General features: G+C 64.9%; 24 protein-coding genes. 11 read left to right on the top strand and 13 right to left on the bottom strand.

All coding sequences use genetic code 11. The annotated features are described in order from the left end of the window. Positions 1-45 precede the first annotated feature (45 nt). Entirely contained in the window at positions 46-1,431 is a 1,386-nt protein-coding gene (locus M4J39_RS16105; RefSeq protein WP_251729428.1) for an ATP-binding protein, read from the bottom strand. A gap of 126 nt (positions 1,432-1,557) precedes the next feature. Here M4J39_RS16105 and ppk2 point away from each other — a divergent pair, with 126 nt between their 5' ends. Then, positions 1,558-2,544 carry a polyphosphate kinase 2 gene (gene ppk2 / locus M4J39_RS16100; RefSeq protein ID WP_251729427.1) on the top strand — a complete coding sequence of 329 codons (987 nt, stop codon included), beginning with the start codon at positions 1,558-1,560 and terminating at the stop codon, positions 2,542-2,544. A gap of 39 nt (positions 2,545-2,583) precedes the next feature. Here ppk2 and M4J39_RS16095 read toward each other — a convergent pair whose 3' ends face one another. Continuing rightward, positions 2,584-3,957 (bottom strand): glutamine synthetase family protein, encoded by a 1,374-nt coding sequence (locus tag M4J39_RS16095; protein WP_251729426.1) that lies wholly within the window; start codon positions 3,955-3,957, stop codon positions 2,584-2,586. Between the two features lie 165 nt (positions 3,958-4,122). On the opposite strand from M4J39_RS16095, the gene M4J39_RS16090 reads away from it, so the two are divergent. Next, positions 4,123-5,292 carry an alpha/beta hydrolase gene (locus M4J39_RS16090; RefSeq protein WP_251729425.1) on the top strand — a complete coding sequence of 390 codons (1,170 nt, stop codon included), beginning with the start codon at positions 4,123-4,125 and terminating at the stop codon, positions 5,290-5,292. Positions 5,293-5,301: 9 nt separating this feature from the next. On the opposite strand, the gene M4J39_RS16085 is transcribed toward M4J39_RS16090, so the two are convergent. The 4 genes from M4J39_RS16085 to M4J39_RS16070 are packed head-to-tail and all read right to left on the bottom strand — an operon-like array spanning position 5,302 to position 8,023. Continuing rightward, entirely contained in the window at positions 5,302-5,655 is a 354-nt protein-coding gene (locus M4J39_RS16085; protein ID WP_251729424.1) for a helix-turn-helix domain-containing protein, read from the bottom strand. A 1-nt stretch (position 5,656) separates the two neighbouring features. After that, positions 5,657-6,217, bottom strand: coding sequence for a Smr/MutS family protein (locus M4J39_RS16080; protein WP_251729423.1), 561 nt, complete (start codon positions 6,215-6,217; stop codon positions 5,657-5,659). 2 nt (positions 6,218-6,219) lie between these two features. Beyond that, positions 6,220-7,314, bottom strand: a complete 1,095-nt coding sequence (locus tag M4J39_RS16075; protein WP_251729422.1) for a murein transglycosylase A — start codon at positions 7,312-7,314, stop codon at positions 6,220-6,222. A 7-nt stretch (positions 7,315-7,321) separates the two neighbouring features. After that, on the bottom strand, positions 7,322-8,023 hold the full coding sequence (locus tag M4J39_RS16070; protein WP_251729421.1) for a Tim44/TimA family putative adaptor protein: 702 nt from the start codon (positions 8,021-8,023) through the stop codon (positions 7,322-7,324). Between the two features lie 242 nt (positions 8,024-8,265). On the opposite strand from M4J39_RS16070, the gene M4J39_RS16065 reads away from it, so the two are divergent. Further along, positions 8,266-8,775 (top strand): FxsA family protein, encoded by a 510-nt coding sequence (locus M4J39_RS16065; RefSeq protein WP_251729420.1) that lies wholly within the window; start codon positions 8,266-8,268, stop codon positions 8,773-8,775. 135 nt (positions 8,776-8,910) lie between these two features. Continuing rightward, on the top strand, positions 8,911-9,402 hold the full coding sequence (secB, locus tag M4J39_RS16060) for a protein-export chaperone SecB (protein WP_254004947.1): 492 nt from the start codon (positions 8,911-8,913) through the stop codon (positions 9,400-9,402). 74 nt (positions 9,403-9,476) lie between these two features. On the opposite strand, the gene M4J39_RS16055 is transcribed toward secB, so the two are convergent. Continuing rightward, positions 9,477-10,247 (bottom strand): carbon-nitrogen hydrolase family protein, encoded by a 771-nt coding sequence (locus tag M4J39_RS16055; protein WP_251729418.1) that lies wholly within the window; start codon positions 10,245-10,247, stop codon positions 9,477-9,479. A gap of 193 nt (positions 10,248-10,440) precedes the next feature. Here M4J39_RS16055 and M4J39_RS16050 point away from each other — a divergent pair, with 193 nt between their 5' ends. Continuing rightward, on the top strand, positions 10,441-11,769 hold the full coding sequence (locus M4J39_RS16050; protein ID WP_251729417.1) for an FAD-binding oxidoreductase: 1,329 nt from the start codon (positions 10,441-10,443) through the stop codon (positions 11,767-11,769). An 11-nt stretch (positions 11,770-11,780) separates the two neighbouring features. Here the strand turns inward: M4J39_RS16050 and hemW are convergent, their stop codons facing one another. Genes hemW through rph form a run of 3 tightly spaced genes read right to left on the bottom strand, consistent with a single transcriptional unit; the run spans position 11,781 to position 14,387 of the window. Continuing rightward, complete coding sequence (gene hemW / locus M4J39_RS16045; RefSeq protein ID WP_251729416.1) at positions 11,781-12,983, bottom strand: radical SAM family heme chaperone HemW; 1,203 nt, start codon at positions 12,981-12,983, stop codon at positions 11,781-11,783. A gap of 4 nt (positions 12,984-12,987) precedes the next feature. Next, positions 12,988-13,653, bottom strand: coding sequence for a non-canonical purine NTP pyrophosphatase (locus M4J39_RS16040; protein WP_251729415.1), 666 nt, complete (start codon positions 13,651-13,653; stop codon positions 12,988-12,990). A gap of 11 nt (positions 13,654-13,664) precedes the next feature. Then, on the bottom strand, positions 13,665-14,387 hold the full coding sequence (gene rph, locus M4J39_RS16035) for a ribonuclease PH (RefSeq protein ID WP_251729414.1): 723 nt from the start codon (positions 14,385-14,387) through the stop codon (positions 13,665-13,667). Positions 14,388-14,737: 350 nt separating this feature from the next. Between rph and M4J39_RS16030 the strand changes: the two genes are divergently transcribed. Next, positions 14,738-15,673, top strand: a complete 936-nt coding sequence (locus M4J39_RS16030) for a class I SAM-dependent methyltransferase (RefSeq protein ID WP_251729413.1) — start codon at positions 14,738-14,740, stop codon at positions 15,671-15,673. A 3-nt stretch (positions 15,674-15,676) separates the two neighbouring features. Continuing rightward, positions 15,677-16,504, top strand: a complete 828-nt coding sequence (locus tag M4J39_RS16025; RefSeq protein ID WP_251729412.1) for an RNA methyltransferase — start codon at positions 15,677-15,679, stop codon at positions 16,502-16,504. On the opposite strand, the gene M4J39_RS16020 is transcribed toward M4J39_RS16025, so the two are convergent. The 3 genes from M4J39_RS16020 to M4J39_RS16010 all read right to left on the bottom strand — a co-directional run bounded on the left by M4J39_RS16020 (position 16,492) and on the right by M4J39_RS16010 (position 19,033). After that, on the bottom strand, positions 16,492-17,019 hold the full coding sequence (locus tag M4J39_RS16020) for a GNAT family N-acetyltransferase (RefSeq protein ID WP_251729411.1): 528 nt from the start codon (positions 17,017-17,019) through the stop codon (positions 16,492-16,494). The two genes, M4J39_RS16025 and M4J39_RS16020, sit on opposite strands and share 13 nt — an antisense overlap. 1 nt (position 17,020) lies before the next feature. Next, a complete protein-coding gene (locus tag M4J39_RS16015; RefSeq protein ID WP_251729410.1) occupies positions 17,021-17,587 on the bottom strand; it encodes an XRE family transcriptional regulator in 567 nt (188 codons plus the stop codon). A 90-nt stretch (positions 17,588-17,677) separates the two neighbouring features. Then, the gene (locus M4J39_RS16010) at positions 17,678-19,033 is read right to left on the bottom strand and encodes an MFS transporter (protein ID WP_251729409.1); all 1,356 of its coding nucleotides are present in this window, start codon (positions 19,031-19,033) and stop codon (positions 17,678-17,680) included. Positions 19,034-19,460: 427 nt separating this feature from the next. On the opposite strand from M4J39_RS16010, the gene M4J39_RS16005 reads away from it, so the two are divergent. From M4J39_RS16005 to M4J39_RS15990, 4 genes are all read left to right on the top strand, one after another. Beyond that, positions 19,461-20,996, top strand: coding sequence for a YifB family Mg chelatase-like AAA ATPase (locus tag M4J39_RS16005; RefSeq protein WP_251729408.1), 1,536 nt, complete (start codon positions 19,461-19,463; stop codon positions 20,994-20,996). A gap of 214 nt (positions 20,997-21,210) precedes the next feature. Then, positions 21,211-21,534 (top strand): helix-turn-helix transcriptional regulator, encoded by a 324-nt coding sequence (locus tag M4J39_RS16000; RefSeq protein ID WP_251729407.1) that lies wholly within the window; start codon positions 21,211-21,213, stop codon positions 21,532-21,534. 42 nt (positions 21,535-21,576) lie between these two features. Then, entirely contained in the window at positions 21,577-22,437 is an 861-nt protein-coding gene (locus M4J39_RS15995) for an SRPBCC family protein (protein ID WP_251729406.1), read from the top strand. Positions 22,438-22,667: 230 nt separating this feature from the next. Continuing rightward, positions 22,668-25,133 (top strand): ATP-binding protein, encoded by a 2,466-nt coding sequence (locus M4J39_RS15990; RefSeq protein WP_251729405.1) that lies wholly within the window; start codon positions 22,668-22,670, stop codon positions 25,131-25,133. The last annotated feature ends 84 nt before the right edge of the window (positions 25,134-25,217 follow it).

The following is a 25,217-nucleotide window of genomic DNA, read 5'->3' as shown; positions in this document are numbered from 1 at the left end:
CTACAATATTGTGACAATATAAGAAATTGAAATAATTATTGAAATCTAGGTATTGAGTTCTTCGATGACGGCTGTACCTGTCTCTTTCGTCATCTCGGAACCGGATAGGTCCGGCCGCCGGGGCAACCAGACATTGACAGTGGTGCCGACTCCAACCTCCGAACGGATGACGAGCCGTCCCTGATGGCGGTTGATGATGTGCTTGACGATGGCGAGGCCGAGACCGGTCCCACGCTGCTCTCGGCTCCGCGCAGCATCGACGCGGTAGAAGCGTTCGGTCAGACGCGGCAAATGTTCGGCAGCGATGCCCGGGCCATCGTCGGATACGCTGACCCGGAAACCGGGCCGTCCGTCGTCGCCCACTTCCTCTGCGAGCGTCAGAGTGACGTTGCCGCTCTCGTGGCCATACTTGACTGCGTTCTCGACCAGGTTGGCAAAAACCTGCGTCAGTTCATCACGATCACCGGCGATGGGTGCATCGGCTGGGCTGCTTCCCATGACGATCGCGGCCTTTCGAACGGCTGCGACCGGCGCCAGCATGTCGGCCACCGACGGGAGCACCTCGGCCAGATCGACGGTGCCGGTCGGACGGAGGTGTGCCTTCATCTCGAGCCGCGACAGCGACATCAGATCGTCAATCAGTCGGCCCATGCGCCGGGCCTGTTCCAGCATGATGGTGAGAAATCGCTCGCGGTTGGCTTCGTCGCGTCGGGCCGGGCCGAGCAGCGTTTCGATGAAGCCCGTAAGCGAGGCGAGCGGGGTTCTGAGTTCATGACTGGCGTTGGCTATGAAATCGCTGCGCATGCGGTCCAAACGAACGGCATCGCTCTCGTCCCGGAATCGCAACAGAACGAAATCCGGCCGCCGCTTGGGTTCGGGGCGAGGCAGGCGTAGCGGCGAGCAACGGACGACGAAGTGCCGCTCCCCTCCCGTGCCACGTTCGACGAAGCGCACCGGTGGTAGGCTTTCTCCCTGCCCCGCGCGCTGAACGGCGTCGAGGATCTCCGGCACGCGCAGGCGGAAAGCGAGCGGATCGCCCATACGGGCCGATCCGAACTCGGCGGCGGCGGCGGCATTCTGATAGCGCAACGTACCATCGGCGTCGGTCAGGAAGGCCGGTTCGTCCATTCCGTCGAGCAGCAGCTTCATGCCGGTGTCAGGCCAGCGGCGAGCTGGAGAGCGATCGGCCGGACGCGATTTTGCTGCTTTTCCTCCTGTCGGCAGGGCGCAGACGGCGGCGGTTGCCGTGGAGACAAGCCCCAGTATCGCCACGACCGGTTCAAGATCGGCTGCGAACAACATGACCAGCCAGAAAGCGGCTGCCGCTGCGAGCACTGTCTGCAAGCGGCCTTCGGCAATCGATTCAGCAAAGCGTCCCCGTCCGTCACGCACCGCGTCGCTGTTTTCCGGCCTGTCCGGCGTGGGGCTCATGATGTTCATTGGTCCTTAAGCGGAAACGCGGAGTCTGTCATATTGATAGACGTCTTTTATGACGGTTGTGGCGCGGCTCGCCGTGCCCGCCGCCAAGGCGGGCACGCGGATTCTGGGGGAAAGCCGATGGGAAAGAAAGACAAATCGACGAATGACATGGGGCGTCGTTTCGTGTCGAGCGTCGAGCTGATCGCCGCCCGCGAGGGCGCCGCCGTATTGGCGACGCAAGCGCCCGACGCGCCGCCGATCACGCTTGGCAAGGTCACCTTCGATCTCGACAATCCCTATCTCCCCGAGGAGATCGAAATGGAGGCGCTCGGTTCCGGTGGTTATCCCTACAAAGAGAGCCTCAAGGAAAAGCCCTATCTCGAGGAGCTGAGGGTTCTGCAGATCGAACTGGTCAAGCTGCAGAAGTGGGCCAACGACACCGGCCAGCGCATTGTCGTGCTTCTGGAGGGTCGCGACGCTGCCGGCAAGGGCGGCACCATCGGCACCTTCCTTGAATATATGAATCCGCGCTCCGCCCGCCATGTGGCGCTCACCAAGCCGTCGGATGTCGAACGGGGCCAGTGGTACTTCCAGCGTTACGTCAAGGAACTACCGACAAAGGGCGAAATCGTGTTCTTTGACCGCTCCTGGTACAACCGCGCCGTCGTCGAGCCGGTCATGGGCTTTTGCACGGCCGAGGAAACCGAGCTTTTCCTTGAGGAGGTCCCGCATTTCGAGCGCATGTTGATCCACGACGGCATCGTGCTGATCAAGATATGGCTCGACATCGGTCGTGAGATGCAGCTCAAGCGGTTCCACGACCGCCGCCACGATCCCCTGCGCATCTGGAAGCTTTCCCCGGTCGATCTCAAGGCGCTGGGCATGTGGGATCAGTACACCGCCGCCCGCGACCACATGCTGAAGGCCAGCCACTCCGACCTCAGCCCCTGGATCGTCGTTCGCTCCAACGACAAGAAGCGGGCCCGCCTCAACGCCATCCGCTACCTGCTGTCGAAGCTGGACTATGATCGCAAGAACCTGGCCGCCATCGGCGAGATCGACGACAAGATTCTCGGCAAGGGGCCGAAGTTTCTGAAGATCAAGAACGGCAAGGACAAGGAGTAAGGCCTCTGCCGGGCTGCCGTCATGGCTGTCCGGCGTCCCTTATGCGAGCCTCAGGTACCAGTGAATGTCGCGATCGCTTATCTCGGCGAAGAAGCGGTCGCATTCCGCTTCCTTGATGGTGAGGTAGATATCGACCAGCCGCTCCCCGAGCCGACGCTTCAGGAACTCGGAGCCGCGTGCCCGCCGAAGCGCCTCCGGCCAGAAGCGCGGCAGCGACGGCGGCACCTGCGAGTAGCCGTTGCCGCTGATCGGCTTTGACGGTTCGCGTTTTGCCTCAATGCCCTCGATCATGCCGGCGATCACCGCGGCGAGCGCCAGGTAGGGGTTGGCATCGGCGCCGGCCACGCGCTGTTCGAGATGTCGCGTCTCCGGCGGCCCACCGGTGACACGGATCGGTACAGAGCGGTTGTCGATCGCCCAGGCTGGCCCAAGCGGTGCGTAGGAGTTGGGCTTGAATCGTCTGTAGCTATTGGCGTTGGGGGCGAAGATCGCCATGCTTTCGGCCATCGTCGCCTCAAGTCCGGCAATGGCCTGTCGGAGAAGCGCGTTGCCTTCCGGCTCGCGGCCCGCGAAAAGGTTCTTGCCGGTCTCGTCGCAAAGGCTGACGTGGAAATGGGCGCCGGAGCCGGCGAACGCTTCGTAGGGCTTGGCCATGAAGGTGGCGACGAACCCGTGGCGCTCGGCAACGCCCTTGACGAGACGCTTCCAGAGGACAGCGTCGTCGGCGGCCCGGAGCGCGTCGTCGCGGTGTTCCAGAACGATCTCGAACTGGCCGGGCGAATACTCCGAGATCAAGGTGCGAGCCGGCAGGCCGGCCACTTCGGCAGCGGTGTAGACGGCCTCAAGGAACTCGGAAAAATCTGAGAGATCCTGGACGAGATAGGCCTGGAGGTCGGTCTGGCGGAACCCGTTCAGTGCCGTCGGGGGCGCCACCCTTCCCTCGGCCGCGGCGCGACCGTCGAGAAGATAGAACTCGAGCTCGACTGCGGCGACCGGTCGCAAACCAAGTGACATTGCCTCGTCAACGACCCGCGCGAGGCCGTGACGTGGGTCGCTGGCCGACCCCGTCCCATCGCCTTCAAAGGATGTGAGGATGAACTGGGCAGTCGGAGTCTCCCGCCAGGGCGAACGGGCGAGCGTGCCCACGACGGGGCGACAAACGCGGTCCGCGTCGCCCTGTTCCCAGAGCAGCCCGGTTTCCTCCACATCGGCTCCCTTTATGTCGAGTGACAACACCGAGCAGGGCAGCGGCCGACCTGCGCGATAGGCTCCGACTAGTTCGGACCGGCGCAGCATCTTGCCGCGTTGTACGCCCGAGCAATCGGTCAGGAAGCACTCGAACTGGACAACGTCCGGATTGGCAGCGAGGAAGGCCTCGGCTTCCGCGACATCGGCGATCTTGGCGGCGGACATGGATGACGACCCCGGCATGTCGTCATTCGAGAACGGCGACGACAGGATGGAAAAATCTCGGCTGTCATGGCATTTCCCGCAGCCTTTTGTCCAGCGGGCCAGTTCGGGCTTGGCCTGTTCGCATCCGCTCGGCTAGAACAGGGTGCTCCTTGCTGCTGGGTCGCCATGCGCTTTCGTTTCGCTCTCCTCCTGCCTATCCTTTTCCTCGCGGCCTGCGCGGGGTCGCGGCCCGACGGCGGCGCTCTCGAAGTGACGACCGCGCCGGCGCCCGACGCCATCGAGCATGAGCTTCTAGTGGCCGCGACGCGCGAACGGGTGACGACGGGGCCCGCGATGTTCAACGGCGAGCGGGCGAGCGGGCTCGATTTCGCTGATCTCTCGATCTCGGTGCCGCCGAGCCACAAGACCGGCAATATCGAGTGGCCATCGCCGTTGCCCGGCGATCCGAAGAAGCAGTTCGTGGCGCGTTCGCTCGCCTATGTCGACAGCGCGACGGCGTTCAAGACGCGTCTCTCAGCGCGGCTGGCTTCCCTGCCCAAGGGACGTCGCTCGGTGGCCGTCATCGTTCACGGTTTCAACACCGATTTCGACGAGGCCGTCTTCCGCGCCACTCAGATCGTGCACGATACCGGTTTCGACGGCGTGCCGGTGCTGTTCACCTGGGCATCGCGCGGCTCCGTGTTCGACTACGTCTACGACCGTGACAGCGCCACCATCGCCCGCGACGGTCTGGAAGAGTTGCTGCACCTCGCCGCCCAGAGTGGCGTCGAGGATCTCTATGTTTTTGCCCACTCGATGGGGAACTGGGCGACCGTCGAGGCGCTGCGCCAAGCCAAGATCGCCGGCGATGGCGATTTCGGAGGCAAACTCCGAACGGTGGTTCTGGCCGCGCCCGACATCGACGTCGATGTCTTCAAGTCGGAAATGGAAGTGATCGGTCGGCCGAAGTATCCGTTCGTGCTGTTCTCCTCGTCGGACGATCAGGCGCTCTGGTTGTCCGGTCTGATTGCCGGCGAAAAGCCGCGCCTTGGCGCCTATACCGAAGACAAGGAAGCCATCGCCGATTTCGGTGTCATCGTCATCGATCTCTCGGCCACCGAGGCGAACGATTCCCTGGCTCACAACAAGTTCGCCGTCGTTTTGCCCGAGTTTGTGAGCCGCCTCGGCGATCGCCTGAAACGGGGTGACCGTCTGGCGACGGCGCAAGGCAGTTTCTCGGAGACGGCTCGAGGCCTGACCGGATCGTTTGGCAGTCTCATCGGCTCCACGGCTGGCGCCGTCGTTACCTTGCCGGCCTATCTTCTGACGCTGCCGGCCCGAGCGGCGGGTGGCTGATCGGGCGGATCAGCGCTTGCCGATCAGCTCGATCAGTTGATCGAGCTTGCTCTCGTCGAGGCTGCCGATTCGCTCGGCAAGACGATTGGCCACTTCCGTCGCCTTCGGCGTAAGCCCCTCGGTGTCGATGACGACACGAGGGTGCGATAAATCCGCCAACCGCTCGAGCTCCTCGGCCTCGTCCCAAATGATGTTGAGGTGGCCGATGATCCGTTGCAGGAGGTCCCAGGTCGGTCGACCGCGCCGGCCGTGCTCGAGCGCCGACAGATAGGCCGGCGATACACCGATCGCAGCCGCCATCGACTTCAAGGTCATGCCGCGCGCCTCGCGAATATCGCGCAGGCGGGCGCCGAACGGGGTCATGTCACTTCCTCTTGCGGATCCGCACGTAGAGAGCGCCGCCGCCGCCGTGCACCGGCCCGGCATCCTCGTAGCCCAGCACCACACGCCGAAACTCCGGCAGGCTCAGCCACAGTGGCACGACACGCCTCAGCACGCCACGTTCGTGATCATGCAAGCTTTGAAAGTCGCCTCCGGGCCGCCCTTTGCCGGTGATCACCAGCACTACCTTCCAGCCCATGGACTGCGCATAGGACAGAAAGCCGGAAAGACGGGCATGCGCTTCATCCTGCCGGTAACCGTGCAAGTCGAGACGGCCGTCGATGGCGGTGCGGCCCCGGTTGACCGCCTGCCGCTCGCGCTTGCCGAACGGATGCAGCTTCGGCAAGGCTGGCTTGGGAGCCGGGGCAGTGGAAGCGGTCGTAGGCAGCTGGACCAGGGACCGTTGTGGTTCGGGTTGTGCGGCGAGCGCTGCCGGCGGTGGCGGCGCGGCCTTTTCAGGGCGAAGTGGCGTCACGGTTTTCTTCACCGTTCGCCAGAGTTCCTCCTCCTCGGGAGCTAGCGATCGGCCTTTGCGGCGGGACATGGCTAGACCTCCCGCGGTACGAGCAGGGTAAAGCGGGCGTTGTCACGCACCCGGGCCGCCAGCGCAAAGGCGGCGTCACCCGAACCGAAGAAGATGTCGCCACGGGCCGGACCGACGATCGCCGACCCCGTATCCTGCGCCACCATCAGGCGGCGGAACGGTCCGGCAGCAAGGTCGGCCTCGACGAACACCGGTGCATGAAAGGTGATCTGCGAGCGGTCGACGGCCAGTGACCGACCTGCCGTCAGCGGCACGCCGGCGGCGGCGATCGGGCCAAGCGAAGGATCCTCGACCGGTGCCTCGCGAAAGAAGATGTAGGAGGGATTGCGGGCGAGTGCCGCCCGCCTCTCCTGCGGGGCGAGACTTTCGAGCCATGAACGCAGCGTGTCGGCGGTGGCATCGGAGGCCCTGGCCACGACACCGCGTTCGAGCATCAGGCGCGCCACCGGGAAGTAAGCGTGCCCGCTCTTTCCGGCGAATGAAATCCTGAGGAGGTCACCATCCGCCAGGCGAAGCCGGGCCGCGCCCTGAACATGAATGAAGAAGGCCTCGATCGCACTATTCACATAGGCAATCGGCCGTGCCCGTCCATCCAGGGCGCCGGCCATGATCGCCCGTCGGTCGGGGCATGCGATGAGAATTCCTTGTCCGTCGTCGAGCGCCCACGTCAGGGACGGATCGAGGTCCCGCCCGTCGTCGCCGGCATCAATCTCGCGCAGGCCGCGAGGCGGCTCATAAAGGGGGACCGGGAAGGCGAGCGATGGCTGGAGGCGTGCGTCCACTTCGGGTTCGAAGAAGCCGGTGACGAAGCCTTCCCCTGTGACGGGCTCAACGCGGAGCGGTCTGAAGTGCGCCTCGAAGAAAGCGCGGGCAGCGGCACGATCGATGGTTTCGCCAAGCGCGAGTGCCGCTCGGCCCTGTCGAAGCAGGGCCGAACCATCCGGACCGAGCGCCTTGGTCGTCGAGGGTTTCTCGGCCATCCGGATTGCCGAACGGCGGAAAGCCTGGAAGGCGGCCGCGTGGTCGTCTTCGGCCCAGCCGGCGAGGTTGGCGAAATCAACCTCTACGAGGTGCGCGGCGGGAAAAACGTCGGGCAAGATAAGGTCAGGCCCCGGCGTCGGTGGCGACCAACTTCCAGTTCGGGTCCGACGACCTGACTTCGCGCGCGAAGGTCCAGACATCGGTCACCTCAGCGACCTTCTGCGGATCGCCTTCGACCACCGAGCCATCGCGACCTCGGGTTACGGAAATGAGCTGCGAGGAGAAACGCACTGTCACCTGCGCGACGCCGCCTTCAACGCCGGCGTCGACCACGTCCGACTTGTCGATGCCGACGAAAGTAAAGTCGATCTTCTCTCCGCGTCCTTCGCGCTCGCCGATCGCGCCGGAAAACCCATCGAAAACCTCACGCGATAGCAAAGGCTTCAACGTCGCGCGGTCACCGGCGGCAAAGGCCGAGACGATCATTTCATAGGCCGCGCTGGCGCCGCCCATGAAGCTGTCGAGGTCAAAATTTCGATCGGCGGCGGCGATCGCCTTGAGGCCGGCGTTGGCCGCGCCCTCGGGAATCGCCTCGTCGATGCGGGCAAGCACCGCTTCGCGCGGGTCCGGTCGCCCTTCGCGCGGCAGCGTCACCACATTGTCTCCCGCCGGCGGCGGCTCGACTTCCGCCTTGCGGCCGGCGAACGGATCGAAGGGGGGCTTCTCGTTGCCGGTGCGAGTGCCGAGCACGCTTCTGAGGCGCCAGAAGATAACGACGGCGATCACGAGGAAGATGAGGCTGGTGAGATCGAGGAAGGCGTTCATCCGAGCATCGTTTCCCTCAGTTGGCGCCAAATGGCGCATCATCGCGTTTCTGTCGTCTGCCTATGTAGGCGACGGCGACGGCGAGGGAAAGACGGACATGCGGTGAATCTACGGCGATTTCGATTGCGAGCCCGCCGCTTGCGATCGCCAGTGCTCCGACCATATGCACTGGAAGCTCCCCTTGCGCCGGGCAGGCCGCCCTGCGCATCATGGCTGAACACATACCCCGAACCGGAACCCACATGCGCCTTTCGCCCTACCTGCCTTTCCTTCTCATCGCCTGGCCGATCGCCGAAATCGCGACACTGGTCTGGGTCGGTGGACATCTCGGCGTCATCAATACCGTCGGCCTGGTTCTGCTCGCCGCTTTTGGCGGTCTGGCGCTGTTCCGTTATGTTGGCTTCGGTCTCCTGCGCCGTGTGCAGGGGGAACTGACCGGTGGCCGCATGCCCAGCGGCACGCTGCTCGAAGGCTTTGTCGTGCTTCTTGCCGGCGTGCTGCTGATCCTGCCCGGCTTTCTCTCTGACGTGCTGGCTTTCCTGCTGCTGTTCGCGCCCATTCGCCGGTTGATCATAGGGGCGGTCGCCGCTCGCGTCACGGTGTCGACGGCGACGTCCGGCTATGGCCGCCCGAAGGAGGACGGTGTCGTGGACCTTGACGAGAACGAGTGGGAAAGCCGGGGCAATGGCGACTCGCCCTGGTCGGATCACACGCCGATCCCACCCCCCGATCGTGACGGCGATCGGTCTTGATCTCGTCTCCCAAGCCTGATAGCGCTCGGACCCGCGGAAAAACCGGGAAACGGCCATCGAACGCCGCCGGTTCCACCAAAACAACGGGTCACCTTGCGGGTATCGTCGCCCGGGCTGGCCGGAGGAGTGCGGAGAATGAGTTCGGTTCAGCCCGAAAATGGGGCCGCTGAAGCCCAGCCGTCGATGAGCGTCGTCGCTCAGTACGTCAAGGATCTGTCCTTCGAAAACCCCAAGGCGCCAGACAGCCTCAGGGCTCGCGAGACCGCGCCGCAGATTTCCATCGGCGTCAACGTCAACTCGCGTCAGCGCAGCCAGAGCGACTATGAGATCGAGCTGCATCTCGAAGCCAAGGCCGCCATCGGTGAAGAGGTGTTCTTCAACGTCGAGCTGACCTATGGCGGTCTCGTCACCGTGCAGAACGTGCCGGCTCAGCATCTCCATCCTTACGTGAACATCGAAGGCCCGCGCCTTCTGTTCCCGTTCGCGCGCCAGATCATTGCCGACGCGGTCATCCGTGGTGGCTTCCCGCCGCTGCTGATCGATCCGATCGACTTCGTCGCGCTCTACCAGCAGTATCTTGCCCGCCTGCAGCAGGCGCAGCAGCAGCAGGGCGCTGCCACCAACTGAGGCAGGCGTCTTGCCGGTATTGTTGCGGTGCGTCTCGAAAGAGGCGCGCCGTTTGCTTTTGTCGCGGTTGCCGCTCAAGCCTTGAGATCGGCGAGGTAGGTGTTCTCGGCGCGCGAACGCGCGTAGACCGAAGGTTCGATGCTCGCGAAAAGCAACGTCTCATCCCGACCGGGCGGCGCTGCGAGAATGGCGCCGTCGGGCGCGGCTATACGAGAAAGGCCGGCATAATCGAAATCGCCATCGCTGCCGCAGTTATCGACATAGGCGACGAACATCTGGTTCTCGAAGGCACGAACGGCAATCATGTGGGCGGCGATGAACTCGCCCGATCCACCCTTCGGCAGGGCCGTCGGTACCAGCACGGCGTCGGCACCGGTCTGGGCAAGACGCCGGACGTTCTCGGGAAACTCAACGTCGTAGCAGATCAAAAGGCCAAAGCTCAGCCCGTCGTGACGGACAAGCACCGCCGAAGGCGGTGCGGCGCGAAACCAGCGCTTTTCATACGCACCGTAAAGGTGGCTTTTTCGATAGACCGCCCGTTGATCGGCTGAAACGAACAGGGCGCTGTTGTAAATCGCATCGCCATCGCGTTCGGCAAAGCCGGCGACCACAGCCAGCGAGTGTCGGCGGGCGATCGCTGCGAGGCTTTCGGCCAGCGGTCCGTCGGCCGGCTCCGCCAGAAGCGGAAGGTCGGGGCCTGCGCCATAGCCGACGAGGCCGAGTTCCGGCGTCACCAGGAGGCGAGCGCCGCCCGCCGCTGCCTCGGCGGCGGCTTTATCCAGCCGGTCGAGGTTCGCAGCCACGTCTGAGGGGCGGGATTGCATCTGAAGGGCGGCGAGAAGCATCGCTGGCTCCGCGGAAAGAAACGACCTCACGAGGGATACAGGCCGAGGTGCTGTCACTCAAGCTGCGGCCGGAATGGAAAAAGCTTCACATTTAGGCGGACTTGGGAGGCTGCCGGACTGGATCGGCTTGGAAATTGGCGTAAAACGGGACTGCATCGCCGGCGGTGACCGGTGCCTTCCGGGAGTTTCAGAGATGGGTCCGCAGGTCGATACCGTTCCGTCAGATATCGCCATGCCGAAGGAGGCCGACGTCGTCGTCATTGGTGGCGGGATCATTGGAACCAGCTCGGCGCTCTATCTGGCCGAACGCGGCCTTAAGGTGGTGCTCCTAGAGAAGGGGCATATCGGCGGCGAGCAGTCGAGCCGCAACTGGGGTTGGGTCCGGCAAGCCGACCGCGATCCGCGCGAGTTCGACCTCATCCGTGAGGCGATGCGTCTATGGCGGGAGATGGGCGCCCATGGTGTTGGCGACACTGGTTTCCGCGAGACCGGCATTTTCTTTGCCACCCGCAAGCAGCGCGAAGTCGATGGTTATCGGGCCTGGGTCAAGGCGGCGGCCGAGCATGGCATCGCCGCCGAGGTGATCGAGGGAGAGGCTGCCAAAGCCGTCATGAAGGACGATCTGTCGCCGCCGCCGGCCGGTCTTTGGTGCCCGAGCGACGGTTGCGCAGAACCGCAGAAGGCGGCTCCCGCCATTGCGCTGGCTGCTCGTGCCAAGGGGGCCGTCATCGTTACCGATTGCGCGGTGCGCGGCCTTGAGACCGCCATCGGCGAGATCGTTTCGGTGGTCACCGAGCGTGGTGCCATCAAAACCAAGCGAGTGGTTCTCGCCGCCGGCGCCTGGTCGCGCCGTTTCCTCAAGGATCTCGGTGTCACGTTGCCGCAGCTCAAGATGCGGTCGACGGTGTCGCGCACCAATCCGGTGACCGGTGGTCCCGATGCCGGTATCTGGGACGACCTGATCGGTATCCGCAAGCGCGCCGACGGTGGCCTTACCGTGGCCAACGGCGTCGCCAATGTCGCCGATCTCACGCCGGATCATGTCCGCTTCACCCTGGACTTCCTGCCGGCCCTGATGGCCGACTGGAAGCATGTATCGCTATCCTTCGGTTCGCGTTTCTTCCGCGAGATCGACGATTGGCCGACACGGCCGCTCGACAGGGTCTCGCCCTACGAAAAGATGCGCGTTCTCGATCCGAAGCCCGATGTCCGCTTCCTGCGGCGCACCATGACCGAGCTGAAGCGGCGGTTTCCGTCCTTCCGCGATACGCGCATCGTCCAGTCTTGGGCCGGCTATATCGACGTGACGCCCGACGTGGTGCCGGTGATCTCGGAAGTGGACGATTACGCCGGCCTCGTCGTTGCCACCGGCTTCTCCGGCCACGGCTTCGGCATCGGGCCCGGAGCGGGTTGGCTGGTTGCCGACCTCGTCACGGGGACGACGCCCTTCGTCGACCCGACTCATTTCCGCCTGTCGCGTTTCTCGGACGGATCGAAGCCGAAACCGGCGTCGCGACTCTGAATTTCGAGAAATCAGGCGGCGAGATCGGCGACCACGGCGTCGAGCACGAAGGCTCCGGCCGGCGTGGTGCGGATGCGGCCATCGGGCAGCACTTCCACCATGCCATGGGTGACGAGGTCGGAAATCCGGGCCGGATCGAAGCCACGGCCGGACAGCCGCCGGTAGCGCGCCGCGTCGATGCCTTCGACGAGGCGAAGGCCCATCAGCAGCATCTCGTCGCCCGCCGTCTCGCCGAAAATCTCTTCGGTCTCGATCACGCCGTTGCCCGTCTCGGCGATGCGCCGCATCCAGGCCTCCGGGTTGCGCTCGACGATCGTGGCGAGGCGACCGCGATCGTCGCCCTGGACGATGCGGCCATGCGCGCCCGGTCCGAGGCCGACATATTCTCCGTAGCGCCAGTAGAGGAGGTTGTGCCGGCTTTCGCCGCCCGGCGCCGCGTGATTGGAGATTTCATAGGCCGGCAGGCCGGCCGCTCCGGCAACCGTCTGCGTCAACTCATAGAGGTCGGCGGCTGCGTCCGCATCGGGCACCACCAGCTTGCCGGCGGCATAGAGCTTCTCGAAGGCGGTGTCCGGCTCGATGGTCAGCTGGTAGAGCGACAGATGGTCGGCCGCAAACCCGATGGCTTGTCGAAGCTCCGCCTCCCAGGCTTCGAGGCTCTGGTCGGGGCGGGCGTAGATCAGGTCGAAGGAGAGACGCGGGAAGGTCTCGCGCGCCAGTTCGAGGGCGCGTAGGGCCTCACCGACATTGTGCAACCGACCGAGGAACTTGAGATCGGCGTCGTTGAGCGCCTGCACGCCGAGCGACAGGCGGTTGACGCCCGCCGAGCGGTAGCCACGGAAACGCTCGGCTTCCACCGACGACGGATTGGCTTCCAGCGTGATCTCGGCGTCGGCGGACATCTGCCAATGATGGCCGATGAGATCAAGCAGGCGGCCGACGCTTTCCGGCTTCATCAGCGACGGCGTACCGCCGCCAAGAAACACCGAAGTTACCGTACGTCCCGGCGTCAGGCGGGCGTGAGCGGCGATCTCCCGCTCCATGGCGGCGAGATAGCCGGCCTCGTCGATCCCTTTGGGACGGACGTGGCTGTTGAAGTCGCAGTAGGGACACTTGCGGGCGCAGAAGGGCCAATGGACGTAGACACCGAACCCGATGTCCGGCGTGCCCTCGGCCGCCGCTTCCATCCCCGAAAGGAGATCCCGTTCGCTCATCGGCTCACCCGCGCGGCCCGAAGCCGATGGGGAAGGCGCCCTCGACGAGCAGCTTCAGCGATCGCGACCGGTGCGACAACGGACCCGGCGCGCCCCAGATGGAGCCGTGCTTTTCGGCCTCGGTCATCTCGCCATAGGTCCTGGTTTCTCCGTCCGGCATGAAGACCGGATCATAGCCGTGGCCAAAGTCGCCGGAGCGCGGCGGCCAGACGAGCGTGCCGTCACGCGTGCCGAGGTACTCCTGGGTATGTCCGTCCGGCCAGGCGAGGCAGAGCAGCGAGACGAAGGTGCCCTTCCTCTGCTCCGGCGTCGTGGCGCCTGCCTTATAGAGCTCTTCCTCGACAAGGCGCATGGCCATCGACCAGTCGCGGTTCGGCCCGGCCCAATCGGCCGTGTAAACCCCTGGACGACCGTCGAGCGCTTCGACGCAAAGGCCGGAATCGTCGGCCAGCGCCACTTCGCCAGCGGCGCGGGCGGCGGCCAGCGCCTTGATGCGGGCATTCTCGACGAAGGTCTCGCCATCCTCGACCGGCACCGGCAGGCCGAGATCGCCGGCCGAGACAAGCTCGATGGAAAGGCCGCCCAGCAGGAAATAGAACTCCCGGAGCTTGCCGTTGTTGTGCGTGGCGACGACGAGGCGCTTGCCGTCGATGCGGCGCTGTTCGGTCATATCAAGCCCCTTCAGGACGCGATGGCCGCTTTCTGCAGCTCGATCAGCTGGGCGATGCCGCCCTTGGCGAGGGTGAGCAGCTTTTGCAACTCGTCTTCGGAGAAGGGGGCGCCCTCGGCCGTGCCCTGGATCTCGACGAGGCCGCCGGAGCCGGTGATCACAAAGTTGGCGTCGGTCTCGGCCGAGGAGTCCTCGATATAGTCGAGATCGAGCACAGGCACGCCGTCGGAGATGCCACAGGAGATGGCGGCGACATGGTCGCGCAGCACCTTGGCCTGGGCGGGCACCAGGTTGCGCCGACGCATCCATTCGATGGCGTCGTAAAGCGCCACATAGGCACCGGTGATCGAGGCGGTGCGGGTGCCGCCGTCGGCCTGGATGACGTCGCAATCGATGACGATCTGCCGCTCGCCGAGAGCGATCAGGTCGACGACGGCGCGCAAGCTGCGGCCGATCAGCCTCTGGATTTCCTGGGTCCGGCCCGATTGCTTGCCGGCCGCTGCCTCGCGCTTCATGCGTTCGCCGGTGGCGCGCGGCAGCATGCCGTACTCGGCGGTCACCCAGCCCTTGCCGCCGCCCCTCAACCACGGTGGGACCTTCTCGTCGACCGATGCGGTGACGAGCACGTGGGTGTCGCCGAACTTGACGAGGCAGGAACCTTCGGCGTGGCGCGACACGCCCCGCTCGAGGCTGACGGGACGCAGTTCGTCGGGGGCGCGACGGGACGGGCGCATGGCTTCTCCATATGCAACGGGAGCGGAACGCGCGGGCTCCGCAGGGTTGCGCCCTTGTATCCCTGTCGGGGAAGCTCCGTAAAGGGCGGCGAGCGATGTGCGACGGGGAAAGCGGCGCTTCATTCCGGCCGAGGGGCGTGTATAAGGGGCCAAAGACCCTTTCTGCCGGACAATCCGCCTTGGCCAAGCCGCCCTCCCCCGTAAAGCCCGCTTCTCGTGCTGGTCGCCCTCCATTCCGCAAGCCGAACAAGCCCCAGGCTCCCGGAAAGGATGCGGAACGACAGGAGTTGCGCAGTCACGAACCTCGCGGTCCGGCTCGTCCGTCCGGCGCCGCGGTGCCGAAACGGCCGATGCCGGCCATTCTCGGCCCTCGCCTCGCTCGCGAAGAGGTCGGTTCGCTGTTGGTCACCGAGGGTTGGGACGAATATCGCCTTCTCGACATGGGCGAAGGCGAGAAACTCGAGCGCTACGGGGCTCTTACCGTCATCAGGCCCGAGCCGCAGGCCATGGGGCCGCGCCGCCTGGCGCCTTCGGTCTGGGCAGCGGCCGGCGCCGCCTTCACAGGCGACGTCGAGGAGGATGGTCCCGGCCGTTGGCGCACCGAGCCCGGCATCGGCACCTCCTGGGAAATGCGGGTGATGGACCTGCCGGTCGTCTGCCAGCTGACCGCCTTTCGTCATGTCGGCATCTTCGCCGAGCAAATCGCACATTGGGCCTGGATGTCCGAGCGTCTCAAGGCGCATCGCGGACCGGAGAAGCCGAAGCTTCTCAATCTCTTTGGTTATACCGGCATCGCCTCGCTGATCGCGGCCGAGGCGGGCGCCGAAGTGACCCACGTCGATGCCTCGAAGAAATCCGTAGCCTGGGGACGCGAGAACCAGGCGCTCGCCGGCCTCGACGCTGCGCCGATCCGCTGGATCGTCGACGATGCCGTGAAGTTCGCCGAGCGCGAGGTGCGTCGCGGCAAAAGCTATGACGGTATTCTGCTCGACCCGCCGCGCTTTGGTCGTGGTCCGGACGGCGAGGTCTGGTCGTTGGAAGCCGATTTGCCGCACCTGCTCGACCTGACGCGACAGATCCTTGCGCCGGGGCCGTCCTTCGCCGTGTTGACGGCCTATGCCATCCGCGCATCCTTTCTGTCCATCCACGAGATCACCGCCGATCTCCTCGGCCACCGGCGCGGCACGATCGCCTCGGGCGAACTTGCTGTCCGCGAGACCGGCGACCCGGAGCGGCCGGGCCGGCTGCTCGCCACCTCGATGTTCTCACGTTTTATCGGAGCCTGAGCCATGGCCGACAGGGAAGGGGCGCCCGGCGCCGTCCGGCAGATCACCTCGCTCACCAACCCGCTCGTCAAGGACATCCGGGCCTTGGCCATGAAGAAGGTGCGCGAGGAAACGGGCCGCTTCATCGGCGAGGGCCTGAAGCTCGTCACCGATGCGTTGGAAGAGAACTGGCCGATCGCCGCCATCGCCTATGCGCCGGCGGTGCGCGACCAGCCGCATGTCGCCAAGGCCGCGGCTGCCGTCAGGGCGCGCGGTGGCGACGTGCTGGAAATGTCGGAGGCGGTGCTCGCCAAAATCACCCATCGCGATAACCCGCAAATGGTGGTCGGCGTGTTCGGCCAAAGGCTGAAGCCGATGGCCGAGGTCAAGGTGGGCGAGGCCGAGGTCTGGGTGGCGCTCGAACAGGTGCGCGACCCCGGCAATCTCGGCACCATCATCCGCACCGTGGATTCCGTCGGCGCAAAGGGTGTCATTCTCGTTGGCGAGACCTGCGATCCCTTCTCCTTCGAGACGGTGCGCGCCACCATGGGCTCGCTGTTCCATGTGCCGCTGGCAAAGACCGGCCGCGACGCCTTCTTCGCCTGGGCCAAGGCTGCGGGCGTTCGTCTCGTCGGCACCCATTTGAAAGCGACACACGACTATCGCAAGGTCGAAAGCCACACGCCGACGGTGCTGGTGATGGGCAACGAGCAGGCCGGCATGACCGAGGAGATGACGGCCGCCTGTGATGTCCGCGTCAAGATCCCGATGGCCGGTCAGGCGGACAGCCTCAATCTGGCGGTCGCCACCGGTATCATGCTCTATGAACTGAGGCGTGGTCAGCTCAGCTGAGCCAGTTCCTTGTAGTAGTACAGCGTGCCGGTGTAGCCGCCATGCGGCTTCAGCGCGTAGTTGGGCACCTCTCCGGCGAGGCGGAAGCCGCAGCGCTCGTAAAGTGGCCCGGCGCCGCCGTCGCTCGCGGTGTCGAGTACGATCAGCGTTCGCCCCTTGTCGTGGGCAATTCGCTCCGCCGCGCCGATCAATGCTGTGGCAATGCCTTGGCCGCGATGGCTCGGGCGCGTCATCATCTTGGCGAACTCCGCCCGATGCGGCTGGTTGGGAGGGCAGTCGAGCAGCAAGGTCAGCGTGCCGACCAGCATCTCTCCGTCGAAGGCGCCGAGGATAACGCGCTGATCCTTGTCGGCGGCGGTCAGCGATCCCCGCCAGAACGCCCGCGCGTCATCCATGGCAAGCGGATGCATGAAACTGACCGAGCCGCCACCGGCAACCGTCTCCACGATCATGGTCGCCAGCGCGTCGACGGTGGCGGCACCAAGGCCGAGTGGGTGGATGGTGATGTTCGACATGTCAGCTCCTCGTCAGCGCGACGACATAGCGGGCCGGTGCATCGCTCTGGTTTGCAATGGTGACATCGGCTGGCGGCCCGAAGCCCAGGCAGTCGCCGGCGGCGAGGCCATGCCGCCCGTCGGCATCGGTGACGACGAGCTCGCCCTCGATCAGCCAGACCACCTGGCGGATGAAGGCGTAGGAGGCGGCGGGCAACACGGCGCTTTTGCCGGGGGGCATGGTTACTTCGACGAGTTCCAGCGGATGATCGGGACGGAGAAACACCTGCCGACGCAGATAGCCGGTGTCCGGATCGCGCCAGACCGCCTGATCGGTCACCCGGACCAGCCTGTCAGCTCCGGCCTCGGCCCGGACCAGCAAGCTCGCAAGCGTCAGGTCGAAGGCCGCCGCGAGACGAACCAGCACGCCCGCCGTCGGCGAGGCGTCACCGCGTTCGATCTTGGAAATGGTGGCCTTGCCGACACCTGAGCGTGACGCGAGGTCGGCCAGAGACCAGCCCCGCCCTTCGCGTTCGAGCCGGATGCGAGCGGCAAGCCGGGCGCTGGTTTCGTCTTCAAAAGTATCCATACGTCTCTTTTAGGAGACGAGTGGGTGAAAGACAACGAGAAAAGCGGCCGCCTACGGCGACCGCTTTCGCAGCTTTCCGGTCGCTACCGATCAGGCGTCGATGTCGACGCCGCTCGTTTCCTTGCCGAGCACCAGCGAGATGAAGGTGAGGCCGGCCATTACCGTCAGGTAGACGCCGACCCAGAACGGGCTGCCCGCTCCATATGTCCAGAGCGCCACGGCAATGAATGGCGCCACGGCGGCGCCGAGGATCGACGAGACGTTGTAGGAGATGCCGGAGCCGGTGTAGCGGACATTGGCCGGGAACAGCTCGGGCAATAGCGCGCCCATCGGGCCGAAGGTCATGCCCATCAGCGTAAAGCCGATGATCAGGAAGGCCATGACGCCGAAGTTGCCGAGCGACAGGATCGGTACCCAGACGAGGCCGAACAGCATGATGGCGGCGGTGACCCAGAGCAGCGTCCGTCGGCGGCCCCAGCGATCGGCCCAGGGGCCGGACACCATGGTGAAGATGCCGAAGAACACCACGCCGACGATCATCATCATGACGAAGGTGCGATAGTCATAACCGAGGCCGGGGATTGGCGCCGTGGTGGCGGCGCGGCCATAGCTCAACGAGAATGTTGTCATCAGGTAGAACAGCACGTAGGTCGCGAGCATGTAGAACGTGCCGAGGATCAGCTCGCGCCAGTGGTGGCGCACGGCGTCGGCCATGGGCAGTTTGCGTACCTTGCCGGACTTTACCGTTTTCTCGAAGGCTTTGCTTTCAACCAGACTGAAGCGCACCCAGAGCCCGACGATCACCATCACGGCCGAGAACAGGAAAGGAATGCGCCAGCCCCAGTCGAGGAAGGCCAGCGACGGCCGCGTCGGATCGTCGGACGGCAGTGCCGCCGAGATGATCAGGAACAGGCCGTTGGCGATGATGAAGCCGATCGGCGCGCCGAGCTGCGGGAAGGTACCGTAGAAGGCCCGCTTACCCGCCGGCGCGTTCTCGGTGGCGACCAGTGCCGCGCCGCTCCACTCGCCGCCGATGGCGAAGCCCTGGGTCAGGCGCATCACCACCAGCAAAAAGGGCGCGAACCAGCCGACCGAGGCGTAGGTCGGCAAGCAGCCGATCAGGAAGGTGGCGATACCCATGGTCAAGAGGGCGGCGACCAGCGTCACCTTGCGGCCGCGCTTGTCGCCTAGGTGTCCGAAGAACACCGCTCCGAGCGGTCTGGCGACCATGGCGGCGCCGAAGATGGCGAAGGAGGAGAGCAGCGCCGTGGTGTCGTTGCCGGTCGGGAAGAATAGGTGCGGGAACACCAGCACGGCGGCCGTGGCGTAGACGTAGAAGTCGTAGAACTCGATGGTGGTGCCGACGAGACTGGCGAGGATGACGCGTGCGCGCGAATTGCCGGCGCGGGCGGCGCCGGACGAGCCGGCGAGAGTGGTACTGGACATGGCTTTCCGTTCGTCAGAGGCATCCACCCGAAAGCTTGAGATCCCTCGGCGACAGCAGATGCGCGAAAACAAGGACGGGGAGCGAAAGCCTCTTCGGGCCGGTCAGCTTCAGCTCCCTTCTTTGCGATGTCTGCGACGGCGTTGGCAAACCGAACAGACACCGTAGGAAGCGCGCTTATTAGACGAAGGTCGTGCTCATGTTAAGCGGCCGACAAGTGCTCCAGCAATTTTGTTGCGCATGGCTGCCATGTTGAGACCGAACCATTCGCGATCGATGATGCTTTTGAAAGAAAGCAAATGAATACCGGGAGCATCCTCACGCAGTTATGCCTGCTTCAAGGGAACAGACGACCCCCCTTTGTTCCCTTCTCGTTCTTGACAGGTCGGTGGGTATCCGCCTAGGTTGTAGCGGCTCGGGAGTAAAGCAATGGTCGCGCATGTCAGGACCGTGTGTTTTCAAGGCGTCGAGGCAACGCCCGTCGACGTTCAGGTCCACATGGGGCCGGGTAGGGTATTGTTCAACATCGTAGGCCTTGGCGACAAGGCGGTCACGGAGAGTCGTGAACGCGTTCGTGCGGCGCTCGCCGCTTCCGGGCTCGCCCTGCCCGCCAAACGCATTACGGTCAATCTGGCGCCCGCCGATCTGCCCAAGGAGGGCAGTCACTACGATTTGCCCATAGCGCTGGGTCTCATGGTGGCGATGGGTGCCCTGCCGGCCGATGCCCTTGCTGACTATATCGTGCTCGGCGAGCTTTCCCTCGACGGCACCATCGCGCCGGTGGCCGGCGTGCTGCCGGCGGCAATAGCCGCTAATGCCGAGGGGCTGGGCTTGATGTGTCCGCGCGCGTCGGGACCGGAAGCCGCCTGGGCCGACGCCGAAATGCCGATCCTCGCACCCATCAGCCTGATCGCCGTCGTCAATCACTTCAAGGGGACCCAGGTGCTGTCGCGGCCCGAGCCGAAGGTGGCCGATGCCATGGCGACGCTCCCTGATCTCGCCGACGTCAAAGGCCAGGAGAGCGCCCGGCGGGCACTCGAAGTGGCGGCGGCCGGTGGGCACAACCTGTTGATGATCGGCCCGCCGGGTTCCGGCAAGTCGATGCTGGCGAGTCGCCTGCCTTCCATCCTGCCGGCATTGACGCCGCAGGAACTCCTGGAAATCTCGATGATCGCCTCGATTGCCGGCACGCTCGCCGACGGGCGGCTGTCTGATCGTCGGCCCTTTCGCGCGCCGCACCATTCGGCCTCCATGGCGGCCTTGGTTGGCGGCGGCGTCCGGGCAAAACCGGGCGAGATCTCGTTGGCCCATCGCGGGGTGCTGTTTCTCGACGAACTGCCGGAGTTCAATCCGGCGGTGCTCGACAGCTTGCGCCAACCGCTCGAAACCGGCGACGTGGTGATCGCTCGCGCCAACAATCGCGTCACCTACCCGGCCCGCTTCCAGCTGATCGCCGCCATGAACCCCTGCCGCTGCGGCCTTGCCGGGACACCGGGCCATACCTGTCGTCGTGGCCCGGCCTGCGCTGCTGAGTACCAGGAGCGCATCTCGGGTCCGCTGCTCGACCGCTTCGATCTTACGGTCGAGGTGCCGGCCGTGTCCGCCTCCGATCTGATCGGTGCGCGGCGGAGCGGTGAACCGTCTTCCACGGTTGCTGCCCGCGTCGCTGCGGCCCGTGTCATCCAGTCCGAGCGCTACGTTTCGCTTGGTCTCGATTCCTCGGTCACCAACGCCACGGCGCCGGCGGCCGTGATCGACGGCGTTGCCGAGCCCGACAGCACCGGGTTGGCATTGCTGAGACAGGCTGCCGAACGGCTGTCTCTCTCGGCGCGCGGTTATCATCGCGTGCTCAAGGTCGCCCGAACGCTTGCCGATCTCGACGGGGCGGATAGTGTTGGTCGCCTGCATGTCGGCGAGGCTCTCGCCTATCGGACCGGTCCCGACCGGCGGGTGATGGCGGCGTAATCGCCCCTGGACGATTTGAGCCGAAGCCTGGTTATGGTGCGGAGTTTGCGTCGAGGCGGGAGCTGGCTTCCCCGAGCATCAAGCATCGCGGGTGAGCGACGCCAAGTTCGGTTCGCTGTCAGGCACACCTCGGTCGAGTATGTCTCGAAACCGAGCCACATGCATTGTTAAACCAAATGGTTGACTATATCGGGTCGGTCAGATATAAAACCATATGGTTGAACGAAATCTCGATACGACATTTATGGCTCTCGCCGATCCGACGCGCCGGGCAATGCTCGTAGCGTTGTCGACGGGCGAGAAATCGATCGGGGAACTTGCAGCACCCCATGCCATGAGTTTTGCCGGAGCGTCCAAGCACGTCGGCGTTCTGGTTCGCGCCGGCCTCGTTCGTCGCCGCAAGATCGGACGTCAACAGGTCTGTACGTTGGAAGCCACTCCTCTTCGAGACGCGGAACAGTGGTTGCGTCGCTGGGAAGGTTTCTGGACGGATCGGCTGGATGCCCTGGAGGCGGCTTTGAAAGAGAAGCCGCAATAAAGGGTACTTTTCCTTGGCCACCCGCTACGAAAGGACAGGAACATGGCCGACCACATCTCGACCTCACAGCTTGTTCTGGAACGCCATCTCGATGCTCCCATCGAGCGGGTCTGGCAGTTCATCGTCGATCCCGACCTCAGAGCGCGCTGGTTCATGGCGGCGCCTGACGACCTGCGTCCAGAGGGCATCATCGGCTTCACCATGGATCACGATCGGCTGTCGGATCAGTCGGTTCCCACACCATTGCAGTATCGTGCCTTCGTCGGCCAAAGCTGGACCGAGCGCATCCTGGCTTTCGAGCCGCCGTGTCGCATTCTGTTGACCTGGGAAAACGGCGAGGCTGGCGAAGTTGAAATACGCCTCTTCGCCGACGACGAGGGCACGCGGCTCGTCCTGACCCACTCGCGGCTGCGCGGACGGGAGGACGTTCTCAACTTCGGCGGTGGCTGGCACTCGCACCTCGCCGCCCTCACGCTGCGGATTGCCGGTGAGAGCGTTCCGAACTTCTGGGCGCTGGTTTCGGATGGACAGCGTGCGATGACGAATGCGCTTGACAGCGGGCAGAAGGTGACCCCGGGAAGAAACATCGCGATCAAGGTGCCGTTGTATCGCTGGGACGAAACGGTCGCTTTCTACCGGGATCGCGTCGGGTTGGAGGTCGTGCGCGAACTCGAGGCGAGCATCGGCTTTCGCTTCGGCGACATGACGCTCTGGATCGATCGCGTTCCTCATCAGTCCCAGGTGGATATTTGGCTGGAGCTATTTTCAGACGACCCGGATGGCTCGATTGCCGCGTTGGCCAGTCCGCGACGCGACGAACTGGAACCACTGGATGATGTGACCGGTCACTGGACATCCGATCCGGCGGGAACAGTACTTCTCGTGAGGCGCCCGGCGGGCTGAGGGGGCCTCATCGCGGAGATCGTCGGGTCTTTGATCGCTCAACGTCCGGCGCAGTGGCCGGACCGATCCGCAAAGTCGCGCCATTCCGCCGAAATATCGAATTTCGCCGGGCCATCAACCGATTGGCAACCTTGCCAGCCTAGCCTTTGTGTGCCCTGTCGAGAGCGGCCGGGTGGACGCACTCCCTTGTCGGGAACGTCGCACGATCGCGCCGCACCTTCGGGACGGACATGACCGACCAACCGCACGCTTCGACCGAAGACTCCTCGTCGCCCCACCCGTCTGCCGGATGGTTGCACAGGTTGCATGCCCGCTGGCGCCGTGGCCTGTTCCTGACCGCGGCGGCGCTGGCCCTGACCACGGCCGCGGGTACCGTTCTGCTGTCGCTCGTCGACTCACCGTCACTGCTTGTGGCAGCCGCGGCCGTCGCTTGCGGAGGTGCATTGTTTGAAGCGGGTCGTCGCACCGCCCGGCGAGACATCGGCCGTCTCTATGATGCCGCCGTCGGCTCGGCCGAGGAGGGCGACGGATTTGGCGATCTGGTCATCCGTTGCGATACGTCCGGTCGGATTACCTCCACCAGCCCGGCGACCACCGCGCGTCTCGGTCAGCCACCCGGCGCCTTCGTCGGCCTCGACTACTCCACATTTGCAGCCGACCTCGCCGCCGGCGAGCTGTTCGAAGCCTCCGACGTCGTCTCGCATGATGCAAGGCAGCTGCGTGCCGACCCTTGGCAGCAATTGCGCCGCCGCCTCACAACCCTCGCGGCCCTATCGGGCCACGGCGTAGTTCGGCAAGGCCCAAATCGCCTCGCCGGCGATATCCGCATCGAGACGATCGACGGTCCCCGCTGGTTCTCGTTTTCCGAAGCCCCGATCATCGAGGACGGCAGGATCACCGGAACCCGCACGCTTGGCCGCGACATCACCGAACGCAAGGCAATCGAAGCAGCGCTTGAGAAGACGCGCGACGAGGCGGAGGCGGCCAGCGCCGCCAAAAGCCGTTTCCTCGCCATGGTCAGCCATGAGATCCGTACGCCGCTCAACGGCATCCTCGGCATGACGGCGCTGATGCAGAAAACGCCCCTGTCCGCCGAGCAACGAACCTACGCCCGCGCCGTCGAGACATCGGGCGAAGCCTTGCTCACGCTGATTGAGGACCTTCTGGATTTCTCGAAGATCGAGGCTGGCCGGTTGAGTCTGCAGCTTGAGCCGACCTCGCTCGTTGCCGTTGTCGAGGATCTCGTCGAGCTCATGGCGCCGCGCGCCGAAATGAAGGGGATCGAACTGGCGGCCTACATCGATCCGCGACTCGATCGTCTCGTCCAGGCCGACCCCACTCGCGTCCGACAGGTGCTCTTCAATCTCGCCGGCAATGGCATCAAGTTCACTGCCGAGGGCGGCGTCGCCATCGAACTGCAAATGGTCGAGGAGGCGGAGGGTACGGTTGGCGTGTCGTTCCTGGTGCGTGACACGGGCATCGGTATTGCCGAGGCCGACCAGCAGCGCATCTTCGGGGAGTTCGAACAGGCCGATCCCGGCCCGGCCCGCTCTCATGGCGGCACCGGGCTCGGCCTCGCTATCGCTCGCGAGTTGACGCGCCTAATGGGAGGCGACATTCGTCTGATATCGACGCCGGGCGAGGGGGCGAGTTTCAGCTTCATGCTCCGCTTCCCGTTGATCGAGGCGAGCATACCCGTAGGCTCGGTTGCTCCGGCTCAGCCCACCCCGGTCCAGGTGCTGGATGAGGCGGAAGCGCCCTCCTCCAGCGATGCTGTCGGCGCGCGCGCCGCCTTGGCCTTGCTCGCGGCCAGCTTCGCTACGAAGGATGACACATCGATCCCGGCGCCGGCCGCCCCCGCCCCGACAGATCGTCGGTTCGCAGGCCGTCGCATTTTGGTCGTGTCACATGCCCTCATCGAAGGTCCGTTCCTGATCCGTCGGCTTTTCGACGCCGGCGCCGACGTCACCCTTGCCACCCAGAAGGATATCGAGCAGGAAGTCGTGGGTTCCTGGCAGCCCGATGCCGTCCTTATCGACGCCGCCGCTGGCGATCCGCTGGCGGTCATCGAGCGGATTCGCGCTTTCTCGTCGACACCGGTCGGCATTCTGATCAGCGCGGCCGAACGACCGATGCTTCCGGAGCTGCAAGCTGCCGGCTACGGCGGTTATCTGGTCAAGCCGGTCAGGGCTCGGTCTCTTTCCGCCGTCATCGAGACCTTGCTCGGTCACGGTCAGTTCGCAGCGGCGGCCGAGCCGACCGCCACCGAGCCTCCTCCTCCTGCGCATCGTCTCTCGGTGCTGCTCTGCGACGACAACGAGATCAACCTTCTGCTTGGCAGGGCGCTGGTCGAGAAGGCCGGCCATGCCGTGACGCTGGGGGCGGACGGCCAGAAGGCGCTGACGGCCACCGCCGCCATGCTGTCGTCGGGCGGCAGTTTCGACGTGGTGCTGATGGACCTGCACATGCCCGAAATGGATGGTATCGAGGCGGCTCGTCGTATACGCGCGATGATCGCCGACCGTGACGGCCGGCAGCCGGTGATCGCCGCGCTGACAGCCGATGCGTTGCCCGAAACCAGGGCGCGTTGCGAAGATGGCCTGTTCGACGCTTGGCTGTCCAAGCCGTTGAGGCCCGCCGATCTCGAGACGCTGCTCGAGGCGAGCGCTAAAGGTGAGATCGCCCACGCGTCCTGATGCTGCGGCGAGATGAAAAGCAAAGGCGGCGGAACCCTGGGCTCCGCCGCCTTTGCTTTTGGTCGGTTGCTTCCTGCCTCTGAC

This window comes from Pleomorphomonas sp. NRK KF1 (genome assembly GCF_023721755.1).
Lineage (GTDB): Bacteria > Pseudomonadota > Alphaproteobacteria > Rhizobiales > Pleomorphomonadaceae > Pleomorphomonas.
The sequence above is the reverse complement of the archived record's forward strand: the minus strand, read 5'-3'. Positions and strand labels throughout refer to the sequence as shown.